This window comes from Maribellus sediminis, from assembly GCF_011799805.1.
Lineage (GTDB): Bacteria > Bacteroidota > Bacteroidia > Bacteroidales > Prolixibacteraceae > Draconibacterium > Draconibacterium sediminis_A.
Genome location: NZ_WXUB01000001.1, coordinates 170809 through 194117, shown reverse-complemented (window position 1 = coordinate 194117; position 23309 = coordinate 170809). Strand labels below are relative to the sequence as shown.

At 43.1% G+C, this 23309-nt stretch carries 17 protein-coding genes; 7 read left to right on the top strand and 10 right to left on the bottom strand.

Annotated features, from left to right (window positions below):
• Window positions 1-33: 33 nt before the first annotated feature.
• A complete protein-coding gene (locus HFD85_RS00735) occupies window positions 34-1206 on the top strand; it encodes a MalY/PatB family protein (protein ID WP_167604691.1) in 1173 nt (390 codons plus the stop codon).
• On the opposite strand, the gene HFD85_RS00730 is transcribed toward HFD85_RS00735, so the two are convergent.
• The 7 genes from HFD85_RS00730 to HFD85_RS00700 form a co-directional block, all read right to left on the bottom strand.
• Window positions 1203-2186, bottom strand: coding sequence for a glycosyltransferase family 9 protein (locus HFD85_RS00730; protein WP_167604690.1), 984 nt, complete (start codon window positions 2184-2186; stop codon window positions 1203-1205). The two genes, HFD85_RS00735 and HFD85_RS00730, sit on opposite strands and share 4 nt — an antisense overlap.
• A gap of 108 nt (window positions 2187-2294) precedes the next feature.
• Entirely contained in the window at window positions 2295-2537 is a 243-nt protein-coding gene (atpC, locus tag HFD85_RS00725; protein ID WP_167604689.1) for an ATP synthase F1 subunit epsilon, read from the bottom strand.
• A gap of 16 nt (window positions 2538-2553) precedes the next feature.
• Window positions 2554-4059: a F0F1 ATP synthase subunit beta gene (gene atpD / locus HFD85_RS00720; RefSeq protein ID WP_167604688.1), complete on the bottom strand. Its 1506-nt coding sequence runs from the start codon at window positions 4057-4059 to the stop codon at window positions 2554-2556.
• Between the two features lie 136 nt (window positions 4060-4195).
• Window positions 4196-5179 carry a polyprenyl synthetase family protein gene (locus HFD85_RS00715; protein WP_167604687.1) on the bottom strand — a complete coding sequence of 328 codons (984 nt, stop codon included), beginning with the start codon at window positions 5177-5179 and terminating at the stop codon, window positions 4196-4198.
• Entirely contained in the window at window positions 5179-7518 is a 2340-nt protein-coding gene (locus HFD85_RS00710) for an efflux RND transporter permease subunit (RefSeq protein WP_240924994.1), read from the bottom strand. The genes HFD85_RS00715 and HFD85_RS00710 overlap by 1 nt, the downstream gene beginning before the upstream one ends.
• Before the next feature lie 163 nt (window positions 7519-7681).
• Window positions 7682-9043, bottom strand: a complete 1362-nt coding sequence (locus HFD85_RS00705; protein WP_167604685.1) for an outer membrane protein assembly factor BamB family protein — start codon at window positions 9041-9043, stop codon at window positions 7682-7684.
• 56 nt (window positions 9044-9099) lie between these two features.
• Window positions 9100-9825 carry a protein-L-isoaspartate(D-aspartate) O-methyltransferase gene (locus HFD85_RS00700; RefSeq protein WP_167604684.1) on the bottom strand — a complete coding sequence of 242 codons (726 nt, stop codon included), beginning with the start codon at window positions 9823-9825 and terminating at the stop codon, window positions 9100-9102.
• A gap of 233 nt (window positions 9826-10058) precedes the next feature.
• Between HFD85_RS00700 and HFD85_RS00695 the strand changes: the two genes are divergently transcribed.
• The 4 genes from HFD85_RS00695 to HFD85_RS00680 all read left to right on the top strand — a co-directional run bounded on the left by HFD85_RS00695 (window position 10059) and on the right by HFD85_RS00680 (window position 12973).
• A complete protein-coding gene (locus HFD85_RS00695) occupies window positions 10059-10646 on the top strand; it encodes a YceI family protein (RefSeq protein WP_167604683.1) in 588 nt (195 codons plus the stop codon).
• Window positions 10647-10708: 62 nt separating this feature from the next.
• The gene (locus tag HFD85_RS00690; RefSeq protein ID WP_167604682.1) at window positions 10709-11875 is read left to right on the top strand and encodes a hypothetical protein; all 1167 of its coding nucleotides are present in this window, start codon (window positions 10709-10711) and stop codon (window positions 11873-11875) included.
• A 134-nt stretch (window positions 11876-12009) separates the two neighbouring features.
• Window positions 12010-12522, top strand: a complete 513-nt coding sequence (locus tag HFD85_RS00685) for a YceI family protein (protein WP_167604681.1) — start codon at window positions 12010-12012, stop codon at window positions 12520-12522.
• 22 nt (window positions 12523-12544) lie between these two features.
• The gene (locus HFD85_RS00680; protein WP_167604680.1) at window positions 12545-12973 is read left to right on the top strand and encodes an RrF2 family transcriptional regulator; all 429 of its coding nucleotides are present in this window, start codon (window positions 12545-12547) and stop codon (window positions 12971-12973) included.
• A 135-nt stretch (window positions 12974-13108) separates the two neighbouring features.
• Here the strand turns inward: HFD85_RS00680 and HFD85_RS00675 are convergent, their stop codons facing one another.
• Genes HFD85_RS00675 through HFD85_RS00665 form a run of 3 tightly spaced genes read right to left on the bottom strand, consistent with a single transcriptional unit; the run spans window position 13109 to window position 18682 of the window.
• On the bottom strand, window positions 13109-16198 hold the full coding sequence (locus tag HFD85_RS00675; protein ID WP_167604679.1) for an efflux RND transporter permease subunit: 3090 nt from the start codon (window positions 16196-16198) through the stop codon (window positions 13109-13111).
• Between the two features lie 18 nt (window positions 16199-16216).
• Complete coding sequence (locus HFD85_RS00670) at window positions 16217-17413, bottom strand: efflux RND transporter periplasmic adaptor subunit (RefSeq protein ID WP_167604678.1); 1197 nt, start codon at window positions 17411-17413, stop codon at window positions 16217-16219.
• Window positions 17414-17440: 27 nt separating this feature from the next.
• Window positions 17441-18682 carry a TolC family protein gene (locus HFD85_RS00665; protein WP_167604677.1) on the bottom strand — a complete coding sequence of 414 codons (1242 nt, stop codon included), beginning with the start codon at window positions 18680-18682 and terminating at the stop codon, window positions 17441-17443.
• A gap of 496 nt (window positions 18683-19178) precedes the next feature.
• Here HFD85_RS00665 and HFD85_RS00660 point away from each other — a divergent pair, with 496 nt between their 5' ends.
• On the top strand, window positions 19179-21182 hold the full coding sequence (locus HFD85_RS00660; RefSeq protein ID WP_167604676.1) for an FAD-dependent oxidoreductase: 2004 nt from the start codon (window positions 19179-19181) through the stop codon (window positions 21180-21182).
• A gap of 339 nt (window positions 21183-21521) precedes the next feature.
• Window positions 21522-23306 carry a hypothetical protein gene (locus tag HFD85_RS00655; protein WP_167604675.1) on the top strand — a complete coding sequence of 595 codons (1785 nt, stop codon included), beginning with the start codon at window positions 21522-21524 and terminating at the stop codon, window positions 23304-23306.
• Window positions 23307-23309 lie beyond the last annotated feature (3 nt).

Below are 23309 nucleotides of genomic sequence, written 5' to 3'. Positions count from 1 at the left end.
ATTATCTTCGAAACCTCGAAACAAATACCAGTCATGAAATACAACTTCGACGAAAAAATAGACCGGACAGGAACCAACTGTTTGAAGCACGACGGCATGGGAATGTACTTTAAAGCCGATGATCTGTTGCCGCTCTGGGTGGCCGATATGGATTTCCGCACTCCCGATTTTATTATGAATGCCATTCGTATACGCGCCGAACATGAAGTGCTGGGCTATACTTTTCGCCCGGATTCGTATTTTCAATCGATCATTAACTGGATGAAGCGTCGCCACAACTGGGACATCAAAAAAGAATGGATAAGTTTTAGCCCCGGAGTAGTTGCCGGACTTACCCTGGGAATTGAAACGTTTTCGAAACCCGGTGACGGAGTTGTTGTAATGCCGCCCGTGTATTTCCCGTTTTTCGACTGCGTAAAGGGAACGAAACGAAAAATGATTGAAAATCCGCTGAAACTGGAGAACGGACGCTACACTTTCGACCTGGAGAATCTGAAATCGAAAATCGACGAAAACACCAAACTGCTGCTGCTGAGCAATCCTCAAAATCCGGGAGGAATGGCCTGGACACGTGAGGAACTGGTTGCTCTCACCGACATTTGTCTCGAAAATAAGATCATGATCATATCGGACGAAATTCATTCCGACCTTATTTTCAAAGGCAACCGGCATATTCCGTTAGCCAGTATTTCAGAGGAAGTTGCCAATAACTGCATGATTTCGATGGCGCCAAGCAAAACCTTTAATGTAGCCGGCTTATCCTCGTCGCTGGTAATTATTCCCGACAAAACAAAGTTTGCACGATACGAACGAACCATGGGAGTCGGACACCTGGGAATGGGCAATATTTTTGGAACAATCGCCATGGAAGCCGCTTATACACACGGCGACGAATGGCTCGAACAACTGCTTGACTATTTATGGAAGAATTATAAAACTCTGGAAGATTTCATTAATAAGCATCTGCCAAAGGTAAAAGTGATGAAACCGGAGGCAACTTACCTGGTTTGGCTCGACTTTTCGGCCTATGGCATGAAAAACGATGAACTGATGAAATTCACCATTGAAGAAGCAAAACTGGCACTAAACGATGGCGGCCGCTTTGGAACCGGCGGCGAGGGTTGGTTACGTGTTAATGTTGGTTGCCCGAAAAGTGTTCTGGAAGAAGCTTTGGAAAGACTGAAGAAAGCATTTGCTACGCTTTAGTAGTTTTCATTGATCCAATTAACAACCTGCGCTAAATTGATGTCATTCATACAACGGAAATGTTTTTTGGGGCATTTCTGGTAGCCCAGTTTTGAGCACGGGCGACATTTCAAATCCTTTTCTTCCAGCTCTGTTGATGCGGGATCTGCCTGGAACGGAGTCATGCCGAATTGAGGTACAGTATTTCCCCAGAAAGAGAGAATCTTCTTTTTAAACGCCGCTGCAATGTGCATTAATCCGGTATCGTTAGTAAGCACTACGCGCGCATCGCGAACAAGCGACGCAGATTGGTTCAGGCTAATTTTACCCGCGTAATTCAGGACATTTCCTTTTGATTCCGACAGTATTTTCTCGCCTTCCTCCTGCTCAGCTTTACCGCCAAGCAGAATTACAGGATACGGAATTTGCTGGCAGATTTGGGAAACTTTATCAGCCGGTAGTTTTTTGGTGAAATAAGTTCCGGCAATTACAAAAGCAACGTAACCTTTCTGAAACAGCTCGGGAAGCTCTTCCTGCTTAAACTCCTCATTTTCTGGAATAAAGAAATCGAGACCCTGACCATCATCTTTTACATCAAAAACAGAAACCGACTTAATGTAGCGTTCCACAATGTGCTGATCGGGAAGCCGGTTTACTTTAAACTTCACCATCAACCACTTCTCCAGATTCAACTTCTGAAAAGCAAAAGCGGGCGCTTTTAGTTGTCTGCGTACACGGTTACTCCTGATGTTTTGGTGAAGATCTATCACATAATCAAAGTGTTCGGTTTCCAGTTGGGTGATCAGGTCTGCTATATTTTCATCGAATAAATGTACCTTATCGATGTATGGATTTGAGCTGACCAGCGAAGCGTGCTTCTTTTTGGTAAGAAAATGAACTTCGGCGTTTTCAACCTGCTGTTTCAGACCACGTACCACCGGCGATGTTAGTACAATATCGCCAATAGAACTAAAACGTATGACCAAAAACTTAATCTTCATTGATTTAGTTAAAACTCTGCCTCTTTCATTTCAGACTGCTGAGTGGATATAATAAAATAAAAATCCCCGCAGAATTCTCTACGGGGAAATATAAGCATATTCTTATTCTCAAACAGATTCAACAAGTACAATTATTTTGTTGGCCTTATTTTCAACTACACCGCCATCAATCTCGAACAGCTGTTCTTTGCTGTCCATATCCTCAATTTTAATTACTCCTTTTCCAAGGGTAGAAATAATCGGGGCATGGTTTTTCAGCATTTCGAAGGCTCCTTTACTTCCGGGAAGCTGTATCAACTTTACTTCTCCTTCAAAAACCTTTTTATCGGGTGTAATAATTTCAAGGTACATGTTCTTCCTTTCCGAATTAATTTTCAGCTAACATTTTTTCGCCTTTCTCAATGGCTTCTTCAATGGTTCCAACCAGGTTAAATGCCGATTCAGGATACCTATCCACTTCGCCATTCATAATCATACGGAAACCTTTAATGGTGTCTTCGATAGAAACCAGTTTACCTTCGAGACCGGTAAATGCAGAGGCCACGAAGAACGGCTGCGACAGGAAGCGCTGTACACGACGCGCACGGTGAACAACCAGTTTATCTTCTTCTGAAAGTTCGTCCATACCGAGGATTGCAATAATATCCTGCAGTTCGGTGTAGCGCTGTAACAACATGATCACGTCCTGAGCACAATTGTAATGTTCTTCACCAACAACCTCCGGTGTAAGAATCCTTGAACTTGAATCAAGCGGGTCAACAGCAGGATAAATACCCAGCTCAGCAATTTTACGGCTTAATACTGTTGTGGCATCAAGGTGAGCAAAAGTTGTGGCCGGAGCAGGGTCAGTCAAGTCATCGGCAGGCACATACACCGCCTGAACCGAAGTGATCGATCCGTTTTTGGTTGATGTAATTCGTTCCTGCATCACACCCATTTCGGTGGCAAGTGTCGGCTGGTAACCTACCGCTGAAGGCATACGACCAAGCAGCGCCGAAACTTCGGAACCAGCCTGTGTAAAACGGAAAATATTATCGACAAAGAAAAGGATGTCGCGACCACCACCGGAACTTCCGTCGCCATCGCGCAAACTTTCAGCAATGGTTAATCCCGAAAGTGCTACACGGGCACGAGCACCGGGAGGTTCGTTCATCTGTCCAAAAACCATGGCCAGTTTCGATTCTTTTAATTTTGTTTCATCCACTTTCGATAGGTCCCAACTACCTTTTTCCATCGACTCCTTGAATTCTTCACCGTAATCAACGATGTTGGCTTCAATCATCTCACGAAGCAAGTCGTTACCTTCACGTGTACGTTCTCCAACTCCTGCAAAAACAGACAAACCGGAGTGTGCAAGAGCAATGTTGTTGATCAATTCCTGGATTAACACGGTTTTACCAACACCGGCACCACCGAACAAACCAATTTTACCTCCTTTGGCGTATGGCTCAATCAGGTCGATAACCTTGATACCGGTGTACAACACTTCGGTTTCGGTTGTAAGATCTTCGTATTTTGGTGGTTCGTTGTGAATTTTTCCGCCTTCTTTTGGCAGCTGCTCCAAACCATCGATGGAATCGCCTACCACGTTCAGCAAACGGCCAAGAGCGATTTCTCCTTTTGGCATTCTGATCGGACTGCCAAGAGGCGTTACTTCAGTACCTCTTTTCAGGCCATCGGTTGAGTCCATTGCTACACAGCGTATGGTATTTTCGCCAACGTGCTGCTGACATTCAATGATCAGGCTTTCCTTACCTTCTCTCGGGATTTCAAGTGCATCGTAAATTGCAGGAAGTTCGCTTCCTTCTCTTTCAAAACTAACATCAACTACAGGTCCAATAACCTGAATGATTTTTCCTATGTTTTGAGCCATATCGGATTAGATTTTTATACCGTTTTTTTCCGGGATTTCTTTAAAATTTTAAACAGCTAACAAATTTAGCATTGTTTTGGTTTTAAGCAACCGGGCTTTCTTTAAAATTAGAATATTTGTTTGGCCGGTTCGCGCGCTATTGCTTTCTGGTAAGCATTTTCAGCGCTAATTTCCGAAGCTGCTGTTTCACAACATCTTGAAGTGCCAAATCATCAAGAATTGAGATAGCCTCGTTAAAATAACTGTCAACTTTTTGTTCGGCTAATTTTTTTGCACCACTTTCAATATAAATAGCCGTAACCGCCCCAATTTTTTCTGCAGGAACAAAATCAGTTTTTTCGATCCAGCCAAGTAATTCTTCACGTTTACCGGCACTTGCTTTTTCAAGCGCGTTAATCAACAGGAAGGTTTTTTTATTCGCCAGAATATCGCCGCCGATCTTTTTTCCGAAAGTTTGCTGATCACCAAATGTGTCCAGCAGATCGTCCTGCAACTGAAATGCGAGCCCCAGGTTTTCGCCAAATCTGTACAGTGCGTCGGCCATTTCCGGGGCAGCATCGGCCAGCAAAGCGCCGCCTTTTAAAGCACAAGCCAGCAAAACAGCAGTTTTTAACCTGATCATTTCGAGGTACTCCTCCTCTTTTACATCCAGCCGTTTTTCGAAATCCATATCGAACTGCTGGCCTTCGCAAACTTCAATTGCGGTGTTGGTAAACAATTCGATGGTTTCGATCAAGCGTGGTGATTTACATTCCACAAGGTATTTATACGACTGAAATGCCATGGCATCGCCAGAAAGGATGGCGCTGTTCTCATCAAATCGGATATGAACAGTCGGCTCGTTTCTGCGAACTTCTGCCTTGTCCATAATGTCGTCGTGCAACAAGGTAAAGTTGTGAAAAACTTCTATTGCCAGGGCAGCAGGCATTGCATTCCCTATTTCTTCTGAAAACAGGTTATAAGCCAACAAGAGCAATACCGGCCGCAGACGTTTTCCACCCATATCAAGCGAATACTTTATGGGCTGATACAACTCCACCGGCGACTGCTTCAGCAAATCAGCCGACCGTTTGCTTACCTCTTTTTCAACCAGATTTTGAAGTTCTTCAACTGTATACATCAACTTTCTTTTTTGTGTTCGTCATCGGTTGCAATTTCCAGATCGTCGAGTTCAATGTCTTCCTCTTCGTCGTAAATGTGCAACAACGGCTCTTTGAATGCTTCGGTAGTGGTCAGTCTTTCAAGTCCGGATAGTAAGGATGGCAACAAAATAAGGTTGGAAGTCACCGCTACCATCAGCGTTAACGAAACCAGAATACCCATAGCCTGTGTTCCGCCAAAATTGGAGATGCTAAAGATTCCAAATCCAAAAAACAGCACCACCGATGTATATAAAATACTTACCCCGGTTTCTTTTAGCGCCAGTACCACCGATTCGCGGATATCCCAGTTTGTATGGTTGAGTTCCTGCCGGTATTTGGCCAGGAAATGGATAGTATTATCCACGGAAATACCAAAGGCAATACTGAATACCAAAATAGTGGAAGCCTTTATTGGAATACCCGTATATCCCATTACCGCCGCAGTAATAACAAGCGGAATAACATTAGGTGTTAAACTCATGATCACCATTCGCCAGGATGAGAACATAAAGGCCATAAACAACGAGATCAGTAATATGGCAAGTCCTAAACTGGTAAACAGGTTCTTCAACAGGTACTGCGTACCTTTAAACGCCGTAATGCTCGATCCGGTGACTGTTATATCATATTTATCCGAAGTAAAAACGGAATCAATGTCGTTGTAAAAATCGGTGTATAATTCCTTCATCCGCTTCGTACCCACATCTTTTACACGTATACTTATTCGGGTGGTTTGCCGCGTGCTGTCGAGGAAGGAGTGCAGAAGTTGCGCATTTTCTTCCCCCGATTGAGCATATTGAAGAATAAAGTTTTTTTCACGGTTGTTGGGCAGGCTGTAGTATCGTTCGAAGCCGTTGTAAAATGCTTGTTTCGAAAACTTCAGCAGATCGAGCAGCGATGTTGGCCGTGATAATTCGGGGTAAGCTTCCAGCCGTTTTTCCAGCTGTTCAATTTTTCGGAATGTAGTGAGCTGCATTACCCCCTGTGGTTTTTTGGTATCCACCATAATTTCAAGTGGCATCAGCCCGTGAAAGTTATTTTCGAAGAATTTCAGATCGACATACACCGGGTCGCTTTCGGGAATATCGTCCACCATGTAACCCGAACTTTTCATACGGGTAATGCCAAACAGGCCAATAACCAAAATTACGATGGTAATTATGTATACTTTTTTCCGGTGGTAGCGCGTGATGTGTATCAGTTTTTGAATAATGACTGATACAAATTTATTGTCGAGATGCCCAACGTGTTTCGACGATGGCGGTCCGATTAAACTAAAAATAATCGGTATCAGCAAAAGCGACAACACAAACAGACCAAGGATATTCAGCGAAGCAATAATACCGAACTGCCGCAGGATATCACTCTTCACAATCATAAAAGTGGCAAAACCTGATGCAGTCGTCAGGTTGGTTAGGAAAGTAGCATTCCCGATTTTTATGATCACCCGTTGCAATGCCTTTACCTTGTTTCCGTGGCTCACAAATTCGTGATGAAATTTGTTGAGCATATAGATACTATTCGGAATTCCAATCACGATCAGCAACGGCGGTATCATACCTGAAAGCAGGGTGATTTTATAACCGAACAGGGAAAGCATTCCCATGGCCCAGATCACGCCAACAATAACGATGAGAACAGGCACAAAAACAGCTTTAAACGACCTGAAAAAGAAGAACAGGACTACAATACAAATGGCCAAAGCCAGGGCGCTAAACATGTACAGTTCTTTTTTGATCTTCACCGAATTCACCACCCGGATATAAGGCAGACCGGAATAATGCAGTTTCACATTCTCATCCAGTTCAAAAGCCTTGCAAACTTTCTGGATATCGGCCACCACGTCTTCGCGTTCCTTGCTTTTCATTTTATCCTTGTTCACCGTAATGGCCAGCACATAGGCATCGGTTTCGGGATTGTAAACAAGGTCGCGGTAAAAAGGCAACCGCTTGAATTCTTTGGTGTATTCATCCAGTTCTTCCTGACTCGCAATCGTGTCGGGAAAGGTATTCACCACTCTGAACTGTTTTTTTTCGGTGTCTTTAACCAGGTTATAAGTATTGGTAACCGAAAGGAGGTTTTCCACTCCATCAATTTTCGATAATTCGTTACTTAAACGTTCCCAACGGTTAAAATGATCGAGGGTGAAAAATGCTGTATCTTTTATTCCAACAATGATGAGATTTCCCTCTTCTCCAAAAACATCAACGAATTTCAGGTAATCCTTGTAGGCCTGGTCTTTCTTGGGTAGCAAGGAGGCATATTCGTACGACATTTCCACCTTTCGGGCATGGTAGCCAAAAAAGATGGTGATCACTGCTAAAATACTAAGAAGTAAAATTCTATTCCTAAGAATAATCCGGGAAACCCTGACCCACATGCTTTTAAATCTAAATCACCGGCGAAAGTAGCACAAATTCTTCGATAAATGAAAAGTAAGACCCCGGGAAACCGCCAATTTAAAGTCTTTTTATGATAGCCTAATTTTTAGTTGCTGCAACTGCAATAAGGTGACGGGATGTACGAAACAGCAAATAAGAATCGGTAATGGCAGGGGTCGACATGCACACCTCATTGAGGTTATTTTCGCTAAGCAGCTTATATTCCGGACCGGCCTTAACACTGTACACCACACCGTCGTTGTCTACAATATAAATCACACCATCAGCAGCAACCGGCGACGAAGTATAGCTATTTCCGTGCCCCACTTTCTCGGAATAAACCTCCTCACCCGTTAAGGCATTGTAACAGCTCAGTCGGCCATTCCAACGCGCATTGTACAGGTAATCGCCGTAAAGCAACATGGTTCCCATGTAAGCGCCTCCCCTCAACAATGCCCATTTTACATGTTCATTAGAAGTTTCATCTTCAGCCAATGTTAAATCTCCTTCAGCAGATTTATCGATAGCCAGAATTGGCGATATCTTTCCGTGAGCACTGTTAAAATAAACCAGATCGTTTCCAACTATTGGCGTCGGTATCGGGATATCGCCGCCACCCGACATGCGCCAGACTTCTTCACCGGTCTCAAAATCATAGCCACCACGGTGTTTGTAGCCATTAACGGCAACAATATCACGGCTTCCGTCGGAATAAATATTAGGTGTACACCAGCCCGGGTACTCGTCGCGTTCCTGTTTCCAGAGTTCTTTTCCGGTCTTTAGATCGAAGGCAGCTACAAAAGAATTTTCGTGTACATCGCATTGAATAATAACCACATTTTTATGAATAAGCGGTGAACTCGAGAATTCCCATTCCGCATCGGGCACCAAAAAGAAATTCGACTTAAGCACACCAAAATCCTTCTTCCACTGCAACTGTCCTTTCATATCGTAGCAATACAGCCCTTCGGAGCCAAAAAATGCGACCACATAATCACCATTGGTTGCCGGTGTGCAATTGGCATGCGACGACATCGGGTGACGTTTTTGTTCGGGAACTCCCGTGCATGCTGTTTGTTCCCAGTTCATCTTACCACTTTTTTTGTCGAGGCAATAAACTTTCCACTGATGAACCGAAGTATCGGGTACCGACCCAATAGAGCCGTAAATTCCGGTTTTAATCGCACCGCTATCCACTTGGCTGACCGCCGTTGTTACAAAAACATTGTCGCCCCAAACTATCGGACAAGAGTGACCCAGACCCGGTATCTCTGTAACCCAGGCAACATTTTCACCCGTTTCAATGTCCCAGTTCTGAGGCAAATTAGCTTCATCGAGAATTCCCGACGCATAAGTACCACGGTACATACTCCACTGTCGCTGCGGATCAACAGGCTGACAAGCGGCTGAATACATTAAAATAAGAAGAAGAAACAGGTAGAAGAAAGTTGATTTTGACATAATTTGATTTTTGGTTGCCCTAAAATAAAAAAATTTAGGCTCCAATTTCAAAGCTTTCAGTACTTATCCCCTTCTTCGTCGATCATAGGTACAAAACGCACCGGCAAAACTTTCCTTTCTTTTAATTTTCCATTGTGCTTTTCAAGCAAAACAAGATGTTGCACCTGGTTTTCCCCAACCGGAATAATCATCCGTCCTCCTTCAGCCAGTTGATCCTCCAGTGCTTTAGGAATGTGAGTGGGAGCACAGGTAACAATAATGGCATCGAAAGGCGCTTTCTCTTCCCAACCCAGATAGCCGTCACCTATCTTACAATATATATTCTGGTATCCGAGCTTCTCAAAAGTCGCTTTGGCTTTTTCCGTGAGCGCTTCAAAGATTTCAATAGTAAAAACCGAATCGCAGATTTGTGCGATTATTGCAGCCTGATAACCCGAGCCGGTCCCGACTTCCAATACCCGGTCGGTATGCTTTAGATCGAGCGCATCGGTCATAAAAGCTACTATAAAAGGTTGAGAAATGGTCTGGCCCTCATCGATAGGTAAGGGATAATCGTTGTAGGCATAACGGACATATTCGGAAAGAACAAATTCGTGCCGCGGAACCGTTCTGAATGCACTCAAAACTGCTTTGTCATTTATTCCACGTGCTTCAATTTGCTTTTTTACCATGAGGTAGCGCTCTCCTGCAAAGCTATTTTCCTGCCCAAAAACCGTCATTGTAAACAAAATGCTAACAGAATGGATATAAATAAGCAAAAACCAAAGCTTAAAAATCATCATTCAACTTTCGGAAATTAACGAAATTAATCTCAAAATGTTCCCTGCCAATATTTTGATTTTCAACATATAAATGAATTATGAAATTGCATTATTTGACTGTATAGACAAGGCTTTCAGTTAATCAGACTTATTTAAAATACAGCAATTCCTGACTTTTGTCAGGTTTCGATTTGAGGCTTCAAATATATCTTTGTCCTACTTATTCGATAGGACATATAGGAAAACAATTTATTATGAAAAAGCTAGATTTTAAATACTTGATTTTAAGCGCATTGATTTTATCTGCGCACCTTGTTTCAACAGCAGATGTTCCGTACAAAGTAGATGGAACAGCTAGCAAAATGGTTATTTTAGGTACCTCTTCGGTACACGACTGGGAAATTGAAGTTGCCGATTTTAGTTGCGACGCTGCCGTAACAAACGACGCGAGCGGAATTGTGAATGTTTCGGATGTAAGTGTGGTTTGCGAGGTGAAAAACGTAAAGAGCGACAACAAAATTATGGATGGCAAAACCTACAAAGCTCTTGAAGGCGACAAGCACCCGAAAATCACTTTTAAATCGGCAGAGAATATTTCCGTTTCTGCCAACACGGCAACAAAAATTAAAGGACAACTTAGTATTGCCGGAAAAACAAAAGAAGTTGAATTGCCATTTACGCTTCACGACGCAAGCGATTCAACGGTAAAAATTGCCGGGAAAATGCCTGTAAAAATGAGCGATTTTGGTATCGATCCTCCAACAGCCATGATGGGCGCCCTAAAAACCGGCGACGAAGTAGTGATCAGCTACGACCTTACCTTAAAAAAATCTGAGAAATAATAAAAAAGAGGCCGAAACTCTTCGGCTTTAGTAATAACGTAAATTATCTAATTCTATTTAAAATGAAAAGATTTATTCTTGTAATTACTGCTGCTTTTGTAAGCATGATTTCATTTGGCCAGCAATTCGAACAGGCCAAACTCGATCCGACTACTTTCGAAAAAGTAAAAGTTAAAGTTGGAGCCGATTTCGCCATACAATTGCAAGCGATTGACCATGAAGCAGATGTGGAATTGATTGATTTGAAAAACAATTTCAACCTCCCTACTGCTAACCTTAGTATAACTACCGATTTAGCAGCTGGTATTCAGTTGCACATGAACACCTACCTTTCGTCGCGTCACCACAACGAAGCATGGGTTGAAGGCGGTTATTTGCTTATCGACAACATGCCGTTTTTGCCGGCTGCCGATAACATTATGAAGTACCTGACCATTAAAGCAGGTGTTATGATGCCTGATTATGGTGATGCACACTACTTCCGCAGCAACAACGCCGGTGTACTGAACAACCCGTTTGTAGGAAACTGGGTAATGGATGCTTACACAACCAATCCTGGATTGGAAGTTATGTTCCGCAGCAATGGTTTTCTGGCTTTGGCTGGTGCAAACAACGGACGTATGAACTACGGACGTGGCGGCGACCTTGGCGAAGACCTCGTATTTAACTGGAAAGTTGGTTACGACAACAACATTACAGAAAACCTGCGTGTAAGAGCTACACTTTCAGGTTACCATGTTGGTGAAGGACACAGCGGATCGTACCTGTGGGGTGGCGACCGTGCCGGTGCACGTTACTACAACGTTATGCAGACAGCTGCTGCCGAAGGCGACAACTTCCGTTCAGGCCGTTGGGATCCGAGCAGTGGCCAGACGGAAATGAACAGCTACATGGCTAACCTTTTTGTGAAATTCCACGGACTGGAAGTATTCGGAATTTACGAAAACATGAAGGGTGTAAGAAAAAGTAACGACCAGGATTTTACACAAACCGCTGCTCAGGCAATCTACAGATTCGGTACTTTTTATGTTGGAACCCGTTTCAACAAAGTTGACAACAACGACGGATCGACAGTTAACCGCGCCAACTTCGGTGGTGGTTGGTACATGACACCAAACACATTGGTTAAACTCGACTACGTAAATCAAAAATATGATGGACCAGCTCATGGAGATATTGATGGGGGTAAGTTCAATGGAGTAGTACTTGAAGCTGCTATTTCATTCTAAACTTTGGGACTTTGTAAACTTGTCCGGCTGAAACATTCCGGACAAGTTTTTTCTTCACTGATAAATTTCAATCGTTGCCTGATTACCGAAAATATTATTTACTCCTTTTGCTCATTGCTTTGAATTTTCAGGTTTTGGCTTACAACAACCGTGACAATGAGAATCCAGGCGAATGCAAAAACTATGTATTAATCAAAGGTTCATCAAACATCAACAAGTTTGAATTTATCAACTACAACACCAAAATCAACAACCAAAAAGCCGAAAACCAAAATCACACCCAGAATATTCACATTCCGGTGTACGATTTTTCGGGGCCCAACAAATTAATGCTAAATGATTTTTACCAGCTGTTAAATGCTGCTAAATATCCTTTCATAAACATCAGGCTTGAATCTTACGATTCGGCCGAATTTGACGAAGAAACCGGCGGAACATTATTACAGACTCAAATTACCATTGCCGGGAAAACACATAATTACATCATTCCTTGTGAAGTTGACCACTGCGAGAATGAGGGCCTTGTAATTAAAGGTAATCTCGAAGTTAAACTATCAGCCTTCGATATCGATCCTCCCAGAAAAGTTCTTGGAACTGTAAAAGTTGACGACAAGGTTTATATTACTTTTTCTTTTAATTATATTTGAGAGCATATTCAACTAACCACTTGTGAAATTCAGTACAAAAACCAGGTATGGAGTTCGTGCTATTCTTGAGATAGCTATGAACGATTCTGAAAATGGCATTTATCAGAAAGATATCGCCAAGAATCAGAATATCTCGTATAAGTACCTCGATCACATTATGAATTCACTGAAAGTTGCCGGCCTTATCACGAAAGCTTCCGGCAGAAAAAGTGGTTATGTTCTCACGAAAAAACCTGAAGAAATTACCATCAACGATATTCACAATGCTTTTGAACCCGGTGTTTGCGTGGTCGATTGCTTATCGCACAACTATTCATGCAAACGCGAAGGAAAATGCGCTTCAAAAGGTTTCTGGGGCAAGTTGAACAACCAGATCATCGCTTACCTGAAAGCAACTACTATTCAGGATCTGCTCGAAAACCAGGTGAAACTCGACGATATCGTTAATTAACTTCTGCTTTCTGTAGCACCTTCATTTCCGGTGGATTTTTATCAATTTTCACTCGAATTTATATGCCCACTAAGTATCGCCGGAAACGGCGCCGCATGTACAAAAGCAGCTTACAAAAGCTTACCCAGATAAAAATTACTTTGCTGTTTTCGCTTTTTTCTTTAGGTCTCTTTTTTCCATCCAGTGATAAACTATTGGAAGTACCATTAATGTGAGCAAAGTTGAGGTGATCAAACCACCGATAACTACTGTAGCCAGCGGACGTTGTACTTCGGAACCCGGGCCGGTATTAAATGCCATCGGTATAAAACCAAGACTGGCCACTAACGCGGTCATTAATACCGGTCGTAATCGATCTGCTGAACCTTCAACAATAAGGTCTTTTAACGCCCCTTTCTTCTCCTTTCGAAGCTCGTTGATGTGATCGATCAGCACAATACCATTTAACACCGCTACCCCAAATAAGGCCACAAATCCGATACTGGCTGAAACCGACAGGTACATGCCGCGAACCCACAACAGGAATATTCCTCCGGACAAAGCAAAGGGCAGGTTCAGCAAAATAAGAATGGCATAGCGCATCCTACCGAAATTGAGGTACAACAGGCCGATGATGATAAAAATTGAAAGCGGAACAACCAGCAAAAGGTGCCTCATCGCACGTCGCTGGTTTTCGAAAGTACCTCCGTATTCTACAAAGTATCCGGCCGGAATATTTGCTTTTTCCATAATCTCGCTCTGAAGATTGGAAACATAAGTTCCCAGGTCGATCCCTTTTATATTGATCCCAACGATCAACCGGCGCCAGCCGTTTTCGCGCTGGATTTCGCGCGGACCCTCCTGCAAGATAATTTCGGCCACCCGCTTTAACGGCACATAATCGCCATTGGGAAGGTGAACCGGGACATCCTGTATTTTGTGCAGTTCGTCGCGAATATCTTCGGGGTAACGGATGGCGATTCCAAAACGACGCTGTCCTTCGTAGAGCTGTCCAACCTCCTGCCCGCCAATTCCGGCTTCAATAACCTGCTGCACATCATCCACATTCAAACCAAAAGATGCCACCGCTTCGCGATCAATCTCGATGGTGATGTAGGGCTGCCCTACCGTTTGTTCCACATAAAAATTATCGGTACCATTTAAACCCGGCAACAGGTTCGAGATGTTATCACCGATATTACTAAGCACATCCAGATCTTCGCCATATATTTTTACTGCCAGGTCCGATTTCACGCCACTTGTCAGCTCATCAACTCGCATAGCAATCGGTTGGGTAAAGTTGTATGAAAGCCCCGGTTCAGTTTCCAGGTAAGGTTGAATCTGCGCTACTATATCTTCTTTTGTAACTCCCTTTCGCCATTCTTCAGCAGGTTTTAAAATCACCCACACATCGGTTTGGTGCACTCCCATCCAGTCGTTTGCCAAATCGGAGCGGCCGGTTTTTGGAACCACGGTTTGAATTTCGGGTATATTCTGAACCAGTTTCCCGGCCAGCCAGTTGGCATTTTCTAACGACTCGTTGAGTGTAACCGAAGGCATCCGAACCTGTTCAATCAGGATGGAACCCTCATCCAGTTCGGGAATGAATTCTGTTCCGAGGCGAGTCATCAGGAAGACTGAAGCAGCAAACAATGCTCCTGCCCACAAGGCAACAAACCACTTCCTGTTCATGTATAATGCCAGTTGCGTTTTATATAGTGGACGCAAAAAATCGATCAGGTAATTCCGCCTCACCTTAACTCCCTTCCTGAAAACGATGGATGAAATAGCCGGCACAAAAATAAGTGCCAGCAACAGCGAACCCAGTACGGCTGCTGCAACCGTTATCGCCATTGGCCGGAATAAAATTCCTTCCATTCCGCTGAAGGTCATAATCGGAACATAAACCATCAGAATGATCAAAACACCAAAAAAGATGGGGCGAACCACCTGTTGAGCTGACTTTCGAATGATCTCGCTTTTATCTCCTCCTTTTTCTTTCTGAAGGCCGTGAACAATGTTTTCCACCATTACTACCGAGCCGTCGACCACCATACCAAAGTCGATGGCACCCAAACTCATCAGGTTGGCAGCCAATCCAAACTCACGCATTCCTATAAAGGCAAACAACATGGAAAACGGAATAACCATAGCGACGATCAATGCACCCGAAATCTCCCCAAGTAGTAACAAGAGTACCACAATAACCAGAAAACCTCCTTCCAATAAGTTGGTAGAAATGGTTTCTGTGGTCCGGCTGATCAGATCCGACTGATCGTAGAATTTTTCGATGTTAACTCCTTCGGGTAAATTCTTATTGATGTTGTCGATTTTTTCCTCGATCGCTGAAATAACCTGTCGACCGTTTCCCCCTCGAAGCATCATTACAATACCGGTCACAATTTCTCCCTTTCCATCCTGGGTAACTCCACCCTGCCTGATTTGCGTCCCAATTTCAACAGCTGCAACATCTTTTATAAAAACAGGTTTGTTGTTGATGTTGGTAATCACAATATTCTCCAGGTCGTCCACTTTATTGATCTGCCCCACACCGCGAATAATAAACTGCTCGCCATTGTGTTCGAGGTAATTACCACCCGAAACACTATTATTGTTTTCTATGGCAGTGATCACTTCAGAAATCCCGATTCCGAACATGCGCAACCGCCCGGGCTGAACAACCACATTGTATTGTTTTACAAAACCTCCGAACGAGTTGATCTCCGTAACTCCCTTCACCACTTTTAATTGCGGCGCGATCAGCCAGTCCTGTATTTCACGGAGTTCAGTCAACGAGTAATTTTCTCCACGAACAACATACTGGTAAATTTCGCCCAAAGCTGTTGTAATCGGCCCCAATTGCGGGCTGGAAACATCGGGTGGAAGTTCATCGCTAATCGACTGTAAACGCTGGCTCACCATCTGACGCGCAAAATAAATATCGGTCTTCTCCTCAAATTCAACCGTAACAGCCGATAATCCAAACTGAGAAATCGAACGCACCTGAGCTACATCGGGCAAACCGTTCATTGCCGTTTCAATGGGGTAACTTACCAGTTTCTCCACATCGTAAGGCGAATACCTGCCTGCCTTGGTAATAACCAGCACCTGCACCGGAGTTACATCGGGCAGCGAGTTAATTGGTAACTGAATCAAAGAAAAATATCCGGCAACAGCCATCAGAATAACCAAGGCCAGGGCCACATATTTTTGACGGACACTAAATGTTATGATTTGTTTTAGCATGGTGTTTTTCTTTCCTGGTTATTCTTCAGCAATAATATCGAAACGTGAAAGCGCTTTCAGGCTGAATACATTCGACACGGCAACTTCTTCGCCTTTGTCCAATCCGGAGTTTACAAACACACTCTGGTCCCGGATTTCGGAAACTCCGATAAATCGTTTCTCAAAAACACCTACGCTTTTTTTCACAAACACCACAGGATCGTTACCGTCGTAGGTTAAAGCTTTCACGGGGATCGCGATTATTTCCCGTTGCGAAGAAGTAGAAATCGACAAGCGAACATTTTCACCCGGTTTGGGCCAACCATCCTTTGTTGGAACCAGAATATTCGCAATTACCGAACGGCTGCTTTCATCGAGTCCGGGGTTGACCGAAGTAATGGTTGCCGACAGTAAATTCTCGGCTTTCTCGCGTTTCAAAATATCCACTGAATCACCCACATTAATCAGGCGGGCATCATCGGGCGATAAATAGGCACGAACCAAAACATCGCGCGTATCAAGCACTCTCGAAAGGTTTTCAAGCGCATTAACCGACTGCCCAAGTTCCACAAAGTTCTTTTCAATTACCCCATCGATCGGCGACGATATTTTTAGAAGCGGATCAATATTTTCAGCTTCGGTAAACGCTTTAATTTCGGCATCAGAAACGCCAACTGCCTTTAGTTTCGAATAGCTTGCCCGAACCGAAGCAGAAGCGCGATCGTATTCAGCAGTTGCACGCTCCAATTCACTTGTTGATGTAATGGTTTCTTCCACCAGTTGCTTTATCCGGCTTAAACGGTTGGTCTGATAACGTTCTTCGGCAAAAGCCTGCAGGTATTCCGAAACCAGGGTGCCAAATTCCAGGCTTTGAATCTCGAACAGTACCTCACCTTTACGTACCCACTGACCTTCGAATTTATTCACTTTGTTGATTTGTCCGTTAATTGGCGTGCTGATTATACTGCCGTGATTTGGTGCCGGAAACACTACGCCGGGAGCTGAAACCGTGTAATCGATAAAGTTGTTGCTTACAACCATCGTTTCAATGCTCAGCTCTTTTTGCTCTTTATCTGATAAGTGGATCAATTTAAGCTCAGTGCTTGCCTTCTGAAGCGAAGGTGGCAACTCAGTTTGTTCGGAACTTGCGGATTGTTCCTTTGTCTTTTTAGAATTGCAGGCGAAAAACGTGCTTGTAATTGCGGCAATTGTCAGGAGTAAAATTATTTTCTTCATTTCGTTGGTATTTTCTGGTTGAGTGGGTTAATAAACAAGATCCTGTTCGAGGTATTTTTCAAGCGAAACCAATTGCAGGTAATAATCGCGCAAAGCCATCAGGTAGCCTTCTTCGCCCGATAAAAATGTTTGCTGAGCATTCAGGAGATTCAGCAAATCAACTTCACCAAGCTGATACGCTTTCAAGGTAAGACTTTGTAAATGTGCCGCCTTACTCTGCATGGTAGTATTGTAGCGTTCAATAATTTTGCGGCTCACCGAATAATTGTGCCAGGCATATTCAATCTGCTTTTTCATATCCAGCCTTATTTCCTGTTGTTTCCACTGAACTTCCTCCTGACGTGCCAATGCCATGTTGATCTTTCCGCGCTGATCGAAGGGATACCAAATGGGTATTTTCAGGCCCACTTCAAAACCGCGGTAATCGTAGCCGCTACCATAATCCTGGGTGTACAGATTTAGCCGGATATCGGGCAGAATGTTGCTTCTGGCTTCCTTTAAAAAATAGTTGGTAGCCGAAAGCTCATGCTCTGTGGATAAAAAATCGGGCTGATTTTCCTGTACTGCCAGGGTCATAATTTGCGAGATCTCGATATCTGTAGCGCTCAGCGAATCAGAAAACTGAATGCTGTATTTCTGATCGGCTACCGGTAAACCCATGGCATAAAACAAACCGTAACGGGCCTGATGCAAAATCCACTCGGTTTGATCGAGGTTATTTTTCGATTGCTCAAGGCGCAGTTCGGCATTGGCCAGATCGATACCGTTTCCCATTCCGGTTTCAAACTTGGTGTAAACGGCATTGTACAATTCCTGGGCAAGTTCCACCTGATGTTGCCGCGATTTTTGAAGCCGAAGCGCATACAGCACTTCAACATACTTTCCTTTTACGGCAGCCTTAATTTCATTTTCTCTGGCTTTTATCCGAAGTTCGATCGCCTGTACTTCTTCTTTCAAACCTTTTAAACGATAAGCTGTAGTAAGCGGAAAGTCAATTTCCTGCGAAATGGTAATGCGTTGCTCATCGAAAGCATCGCCCGGCCCCGATGAAATCCCTTCTTTAAAATAGCTGACCTCGGGCGCGGAAATACCGGTTTCCGAACGCCAGACATTTTCCTTTTGTTTTAACTGGGCATACAATTGCTGAAGTTCGGCATTTCGGGTATAAGCCGATTGCACTGCTGTTTGGATGGTAAGCAGCGAATCCTGTCCAAAACTCTGCACCGCCAGCAACAACAGACCAATTACGATTAGATGATGTTTATTCATGAACAGAATGTTGATTTTTCTATTAAAGATACTCGATTATTAACTATTGTGCACAATCATTTGCTTAAGAGCATCCACTGATATTTCATAGCTTTTTTACTGTCATTTTTCAGGACACTCAATATTTGACACATTCGGACGTAAAAAACTGCGCTAAAAATTAAATTTCAAGCCTGCTGAAAACACAAGCAAACCATTTAGTTTTTCAATCTAAAGTTAGCCAAAACGTAATACATATTCACTTTATATTCTGCTATTTAGCTATCCTTTGGAAAACATTTTTGTTCTGAAAACTACTCTTCCAAACTCAATCAGGATGGTAAATTGAGTATGATAATTTAACATCGTTCCAGTTGACTTTAAGTCGCTAAACAATAACTTAACATTCGCAATCCTTTGTTAATCCTTTTTAGAATCTTCTCTATTTTTGCAGCGACATATCTAGATATCTAGATTATTTAAAAGACGCAAATAATAACAAACAGAAAATAATATAATGGAAAAGATTTTAATCATTGGAGGAGTTGCTGCCGGAGCTACTGCGGCGGCAAAAGCACGTCGCCTGTCACCCGAGGCACAAATTACGATGCTGGAAGCCGGCCCTGACATTTCGTTCGCTAACTGCGGACTGCCGTACTACATTGCCGGCGATATCGACAGCCGTTCGAAACTGATTCTTCAGAGCCCTGAGAGTTTCGATGAACAATACCAGGTTAAAGTACATACGCATACGCTGGTAAATTCAATCGACCGCGGGAACAAAGTAGTTCATACCATTGATGGCCGCGACGGTTCAAAAAAATCATTCGATTATACCAAACTGATTTTAGCGCAGGGTGGCCGCCCAATCCAACCTGATGTTCCGGGTGCTGTTGCCGACCATGTTTTCAGCTTGTGGACACTGGAAGACATGGACAAAATTGACAACTACCTGAAAAACGAAGAACCGGAAACGGCCGTAGTCGTGGGTGGTGGATTTATAGGGCTCGAAATGGTGGAAGCGCTGGTAAAAAGAGGTTTGAAAGTGCATGTGGTAGAAAAAATGCAGCATGTAATGTCGATTATGGAAGCTGAAACGGCCGGGTTTATCACCCGCGAGTTGAAAGCCTACGGCGTTGGTGTTCATACCGAAACTGCGGTTACAAAAATTAACCACAACACGGTTGAACTGGATAACGGAAAAACCATTAATGCCGACATGGTACTGTTGTCGATTGGAGTCCGCCCCACCTTGCAACTGGCCAAAGATGCCGGTTTGGAAATTGGCGAAGCCGGTGGTTTGCTGGTGAACGATAAATTGCAAACTTCGGATCCTGATATTTTTGCTGCCGGCGATATGGTGGAAATTGAGCACCGTGTAAACGATAAAAAAGTACGTATCCCGCTGGCAGGACCTGCCAACCGCCAGGGAAGGATTGCCGCCGAAAACGCATTGGGTGGAAATCACAGCTACAAAGGATCGATCGGAACTTCGGTTGTTCGAGTATTTGAAGCCGTTGCCGGAACTACCGGTCTATCGCTAAAACAGGCCCGCGCTGCCGGTATCGATGCCGATGCCGTTGTGGTTCACAAGGAACACCACACTTCATACTATCCGGGCGCAGAAACAGTGAGTGTAATGCTGGTTTACGATAAAAACACCGGTGTTGTACTGGGTGGCCAGACCGCAGGTTACAAAGGCGCCGACAAACGTTTGGATGTAATTGCAACTGCTTGTGCCGCCAAACTTCCGGTAAGCGAAATTGCTGATATCGATTTTGCCTATTCGCCACCAATCGGAACCGCCAACGACGCCATGAACATGGCAGCCTACGTGGCAGAAAACAAGATGAGCGGTTACGGACCCAGCATTTTAGCTTCGGAACTGGATGAATACCTTGAAACTCAGGAAAAACTGATAGTACTGGATATCCGCGACGTATTTGCCCACCAGAAAAGCAATATGAATGGTGCTTACCATTTGCCGCTTGAAAATTTGCAGCCTAACCTCGACAGAATTCCAAAAGATATTCCGGTACTGATTTATGATGAAACCGGTAAGAAAGGTCACCAAGCCGTTCGTATGCTTATTGGAGCAGGATGCCAGGAGGTAAAAAATATCTCAGGAGGTCATATTTCGTTGCAGCGCCACGCGGTAACTGCAGGTTTCAAAAACGTCAACATGATGTTGTTGGCAATCGAGAAAAAGAGCATCAACGAAAAGGTGATGGAAGAAACCGAAACGAACAACAACGTAAGCGCTAAAGAACTGGAGCGCCTGGTAATTGATGTTCGTACGCCGGGAGAATTCAGAAGCGGTGCGTTCCCTGATGCTATCAATATTCCGTTGGATGACCTGATGTCGGGTAATGCCGATTTGGGTGACGATACCGATCGCGAGATTATTGTGTATTGTGCCAGTGGAGCCCGTTCGGCTTATGCCCAGCAGGTATTGATGAGCCGCGGCTTTTCAAACGTGAAAAACGGTGGTGGTATTTCGGCCATGATGTCGAGGTACTAATTCGGAAAAAGAAAAAACCCAATTTTTATAAATCAAAAGAGGCTGTCAGATTAATTTCTAACAGCCTCTTTCTATTTGGTATTAATCACCTTTTAAAAGTCGGATTCTTTTATTTTGAACAACTCTAAATTACCCCCCCCCTAATTATCAAAATGTTGGTTTAATAAAATAAATCTTCTAATTTCACAAGAAATATTTAACCTCAATTCCGAATTATTTTATGAAATATACCCAAATCACAGTTACAAAAAGACCGGAGTTTCCTCCGGCCCAAATATTTATTTTTATTAACAGGGAAATGGAGTTGCACCTCCAAATCCCCAGAAACACTACAAAATTATGAAAAGATCAGCTTTTTTAGGTATTATTATGCTATTATTCACTTTCGCTGGTTGTGTGAAAGAAGAGTTTTATTCTCATGAACAGGATGGAGAAATTATTGCAGAACAAGATCATTTCAAAGATGGCCCTATGATACTGGGAAAACAACTTGAAAATCCTTATTCGGTTGAAAACATGAAAATTGCCTATGAAAACTTACAAACCGAAAACAAACTCAAATCGGGTTTAGAAATCGAGGCTACCCATTTCTATGTTCGGTTCAGGCCCAAAAACACAAAGGAACTTGATTTAATAACCCGCGATACAACGCTTTATATTTACGATTATCCTCTCGATGTTGAAATTAAAAGAGGTGGCACACATTACCACGACCCGGAAATTCCTAAAAACGAGATAACCTGGCAATATACGGTAGTACCTGTTGATTATGTTTTTCCTAAGGTGCAGTACCAGAAACTTGCAAATTTGTATTTACCTGAATATGGAGAAGAATTGACAGAACTAAAAAGTACAGGAATAGAACATTTCGACTGGTTAAAACTGGAAAACGAAGCGTTGCGGATTACCGGAAACCTGGACGAAAACGCACAAACTGAAAACACATTAAAATCGACAAGTTGGAGACCTGCCGGAAACATAAAAGTATTCGATGATATTATCAATTCATATTCCACCCGGATTAAAGTTTTTAGCCATTACGAATATATTTATTGCGATACCGGAGAGCCGGTTAACGCAGGTGACCCAACCGAAGAGGTACCCGCCGACGGGGATGAGAATACGGGTGAAATTCCCGAGGGTGAGAATATTTGTGCCCGACCAATTTATCATTATGTAACCAACAGTGTAAACAGCCATTACATTCCGCTAGAAGGAGTTGAGGTACGCGCTCGCCGGTGGTTTACTACCTATTCCGACATTACCGATGCAAATGGAAACTACTCCTGCAATGGAACCTTTAGCAACGATGCCAACTATAGTATTAAATGGGAAAGGGCATACTACGATATACGTGATGGTTCATTTGGGCAAGCTTATTTTAATGGTCCGAATCAGAGTGGTGATTGGAATCTTAATATTGAACAAGGTGGAAAATCAATTATGTTTGCAACAATACATCGTGCAGCATACAAACAGTTTTATAAAAATAATTTGGGAATAAGACGACCAATTCTTTCAGACGGGAGTAAAACTAAGCTATGTTATATTGACGAAGAAGGTTCTGGTGTTTTCTGGGGAGATTGGAGTAGTAGTGGTATATTACCTGATATCAAAGTTTATGGAAAATATTCAAGCGGGAGTTACAAACCTACTAATTTAATATTTGGAACGACCTCTCATGAATTGGGGCACCAGGTACATTCCCAGTCCCTCGGTAACATTCAGTACTGGCAAGTAAATAAGGTTATTTATGAAAGCTGGGCAGAAGCTGTTGAGTGGGCGATTACTAATGATGAGTATCACAGCTATGGGATGACAAATTTCAATCATGATGATAAACAAGATTGGAGAAGAACTGACGTTCAATGGGAATATTCTCCAGTTTTTATTGATTTATTAGATGATTTTAATCAAAGAAACGGAGGATTACATTATGGTTTAAATATACCCGGTAATAATAATTATCCGAATGATCAGATTTTCGGATACACTTTAGCAGATATTAATTACCATATTCTTGAAGACACGTATGGTATAAGTAGTTTGGAAGATGCGCTTAAAGCATATAAGTTGAATGGCACAACCGATGCTCAGATAGAATTACTACTAGAATTATATTAAAAT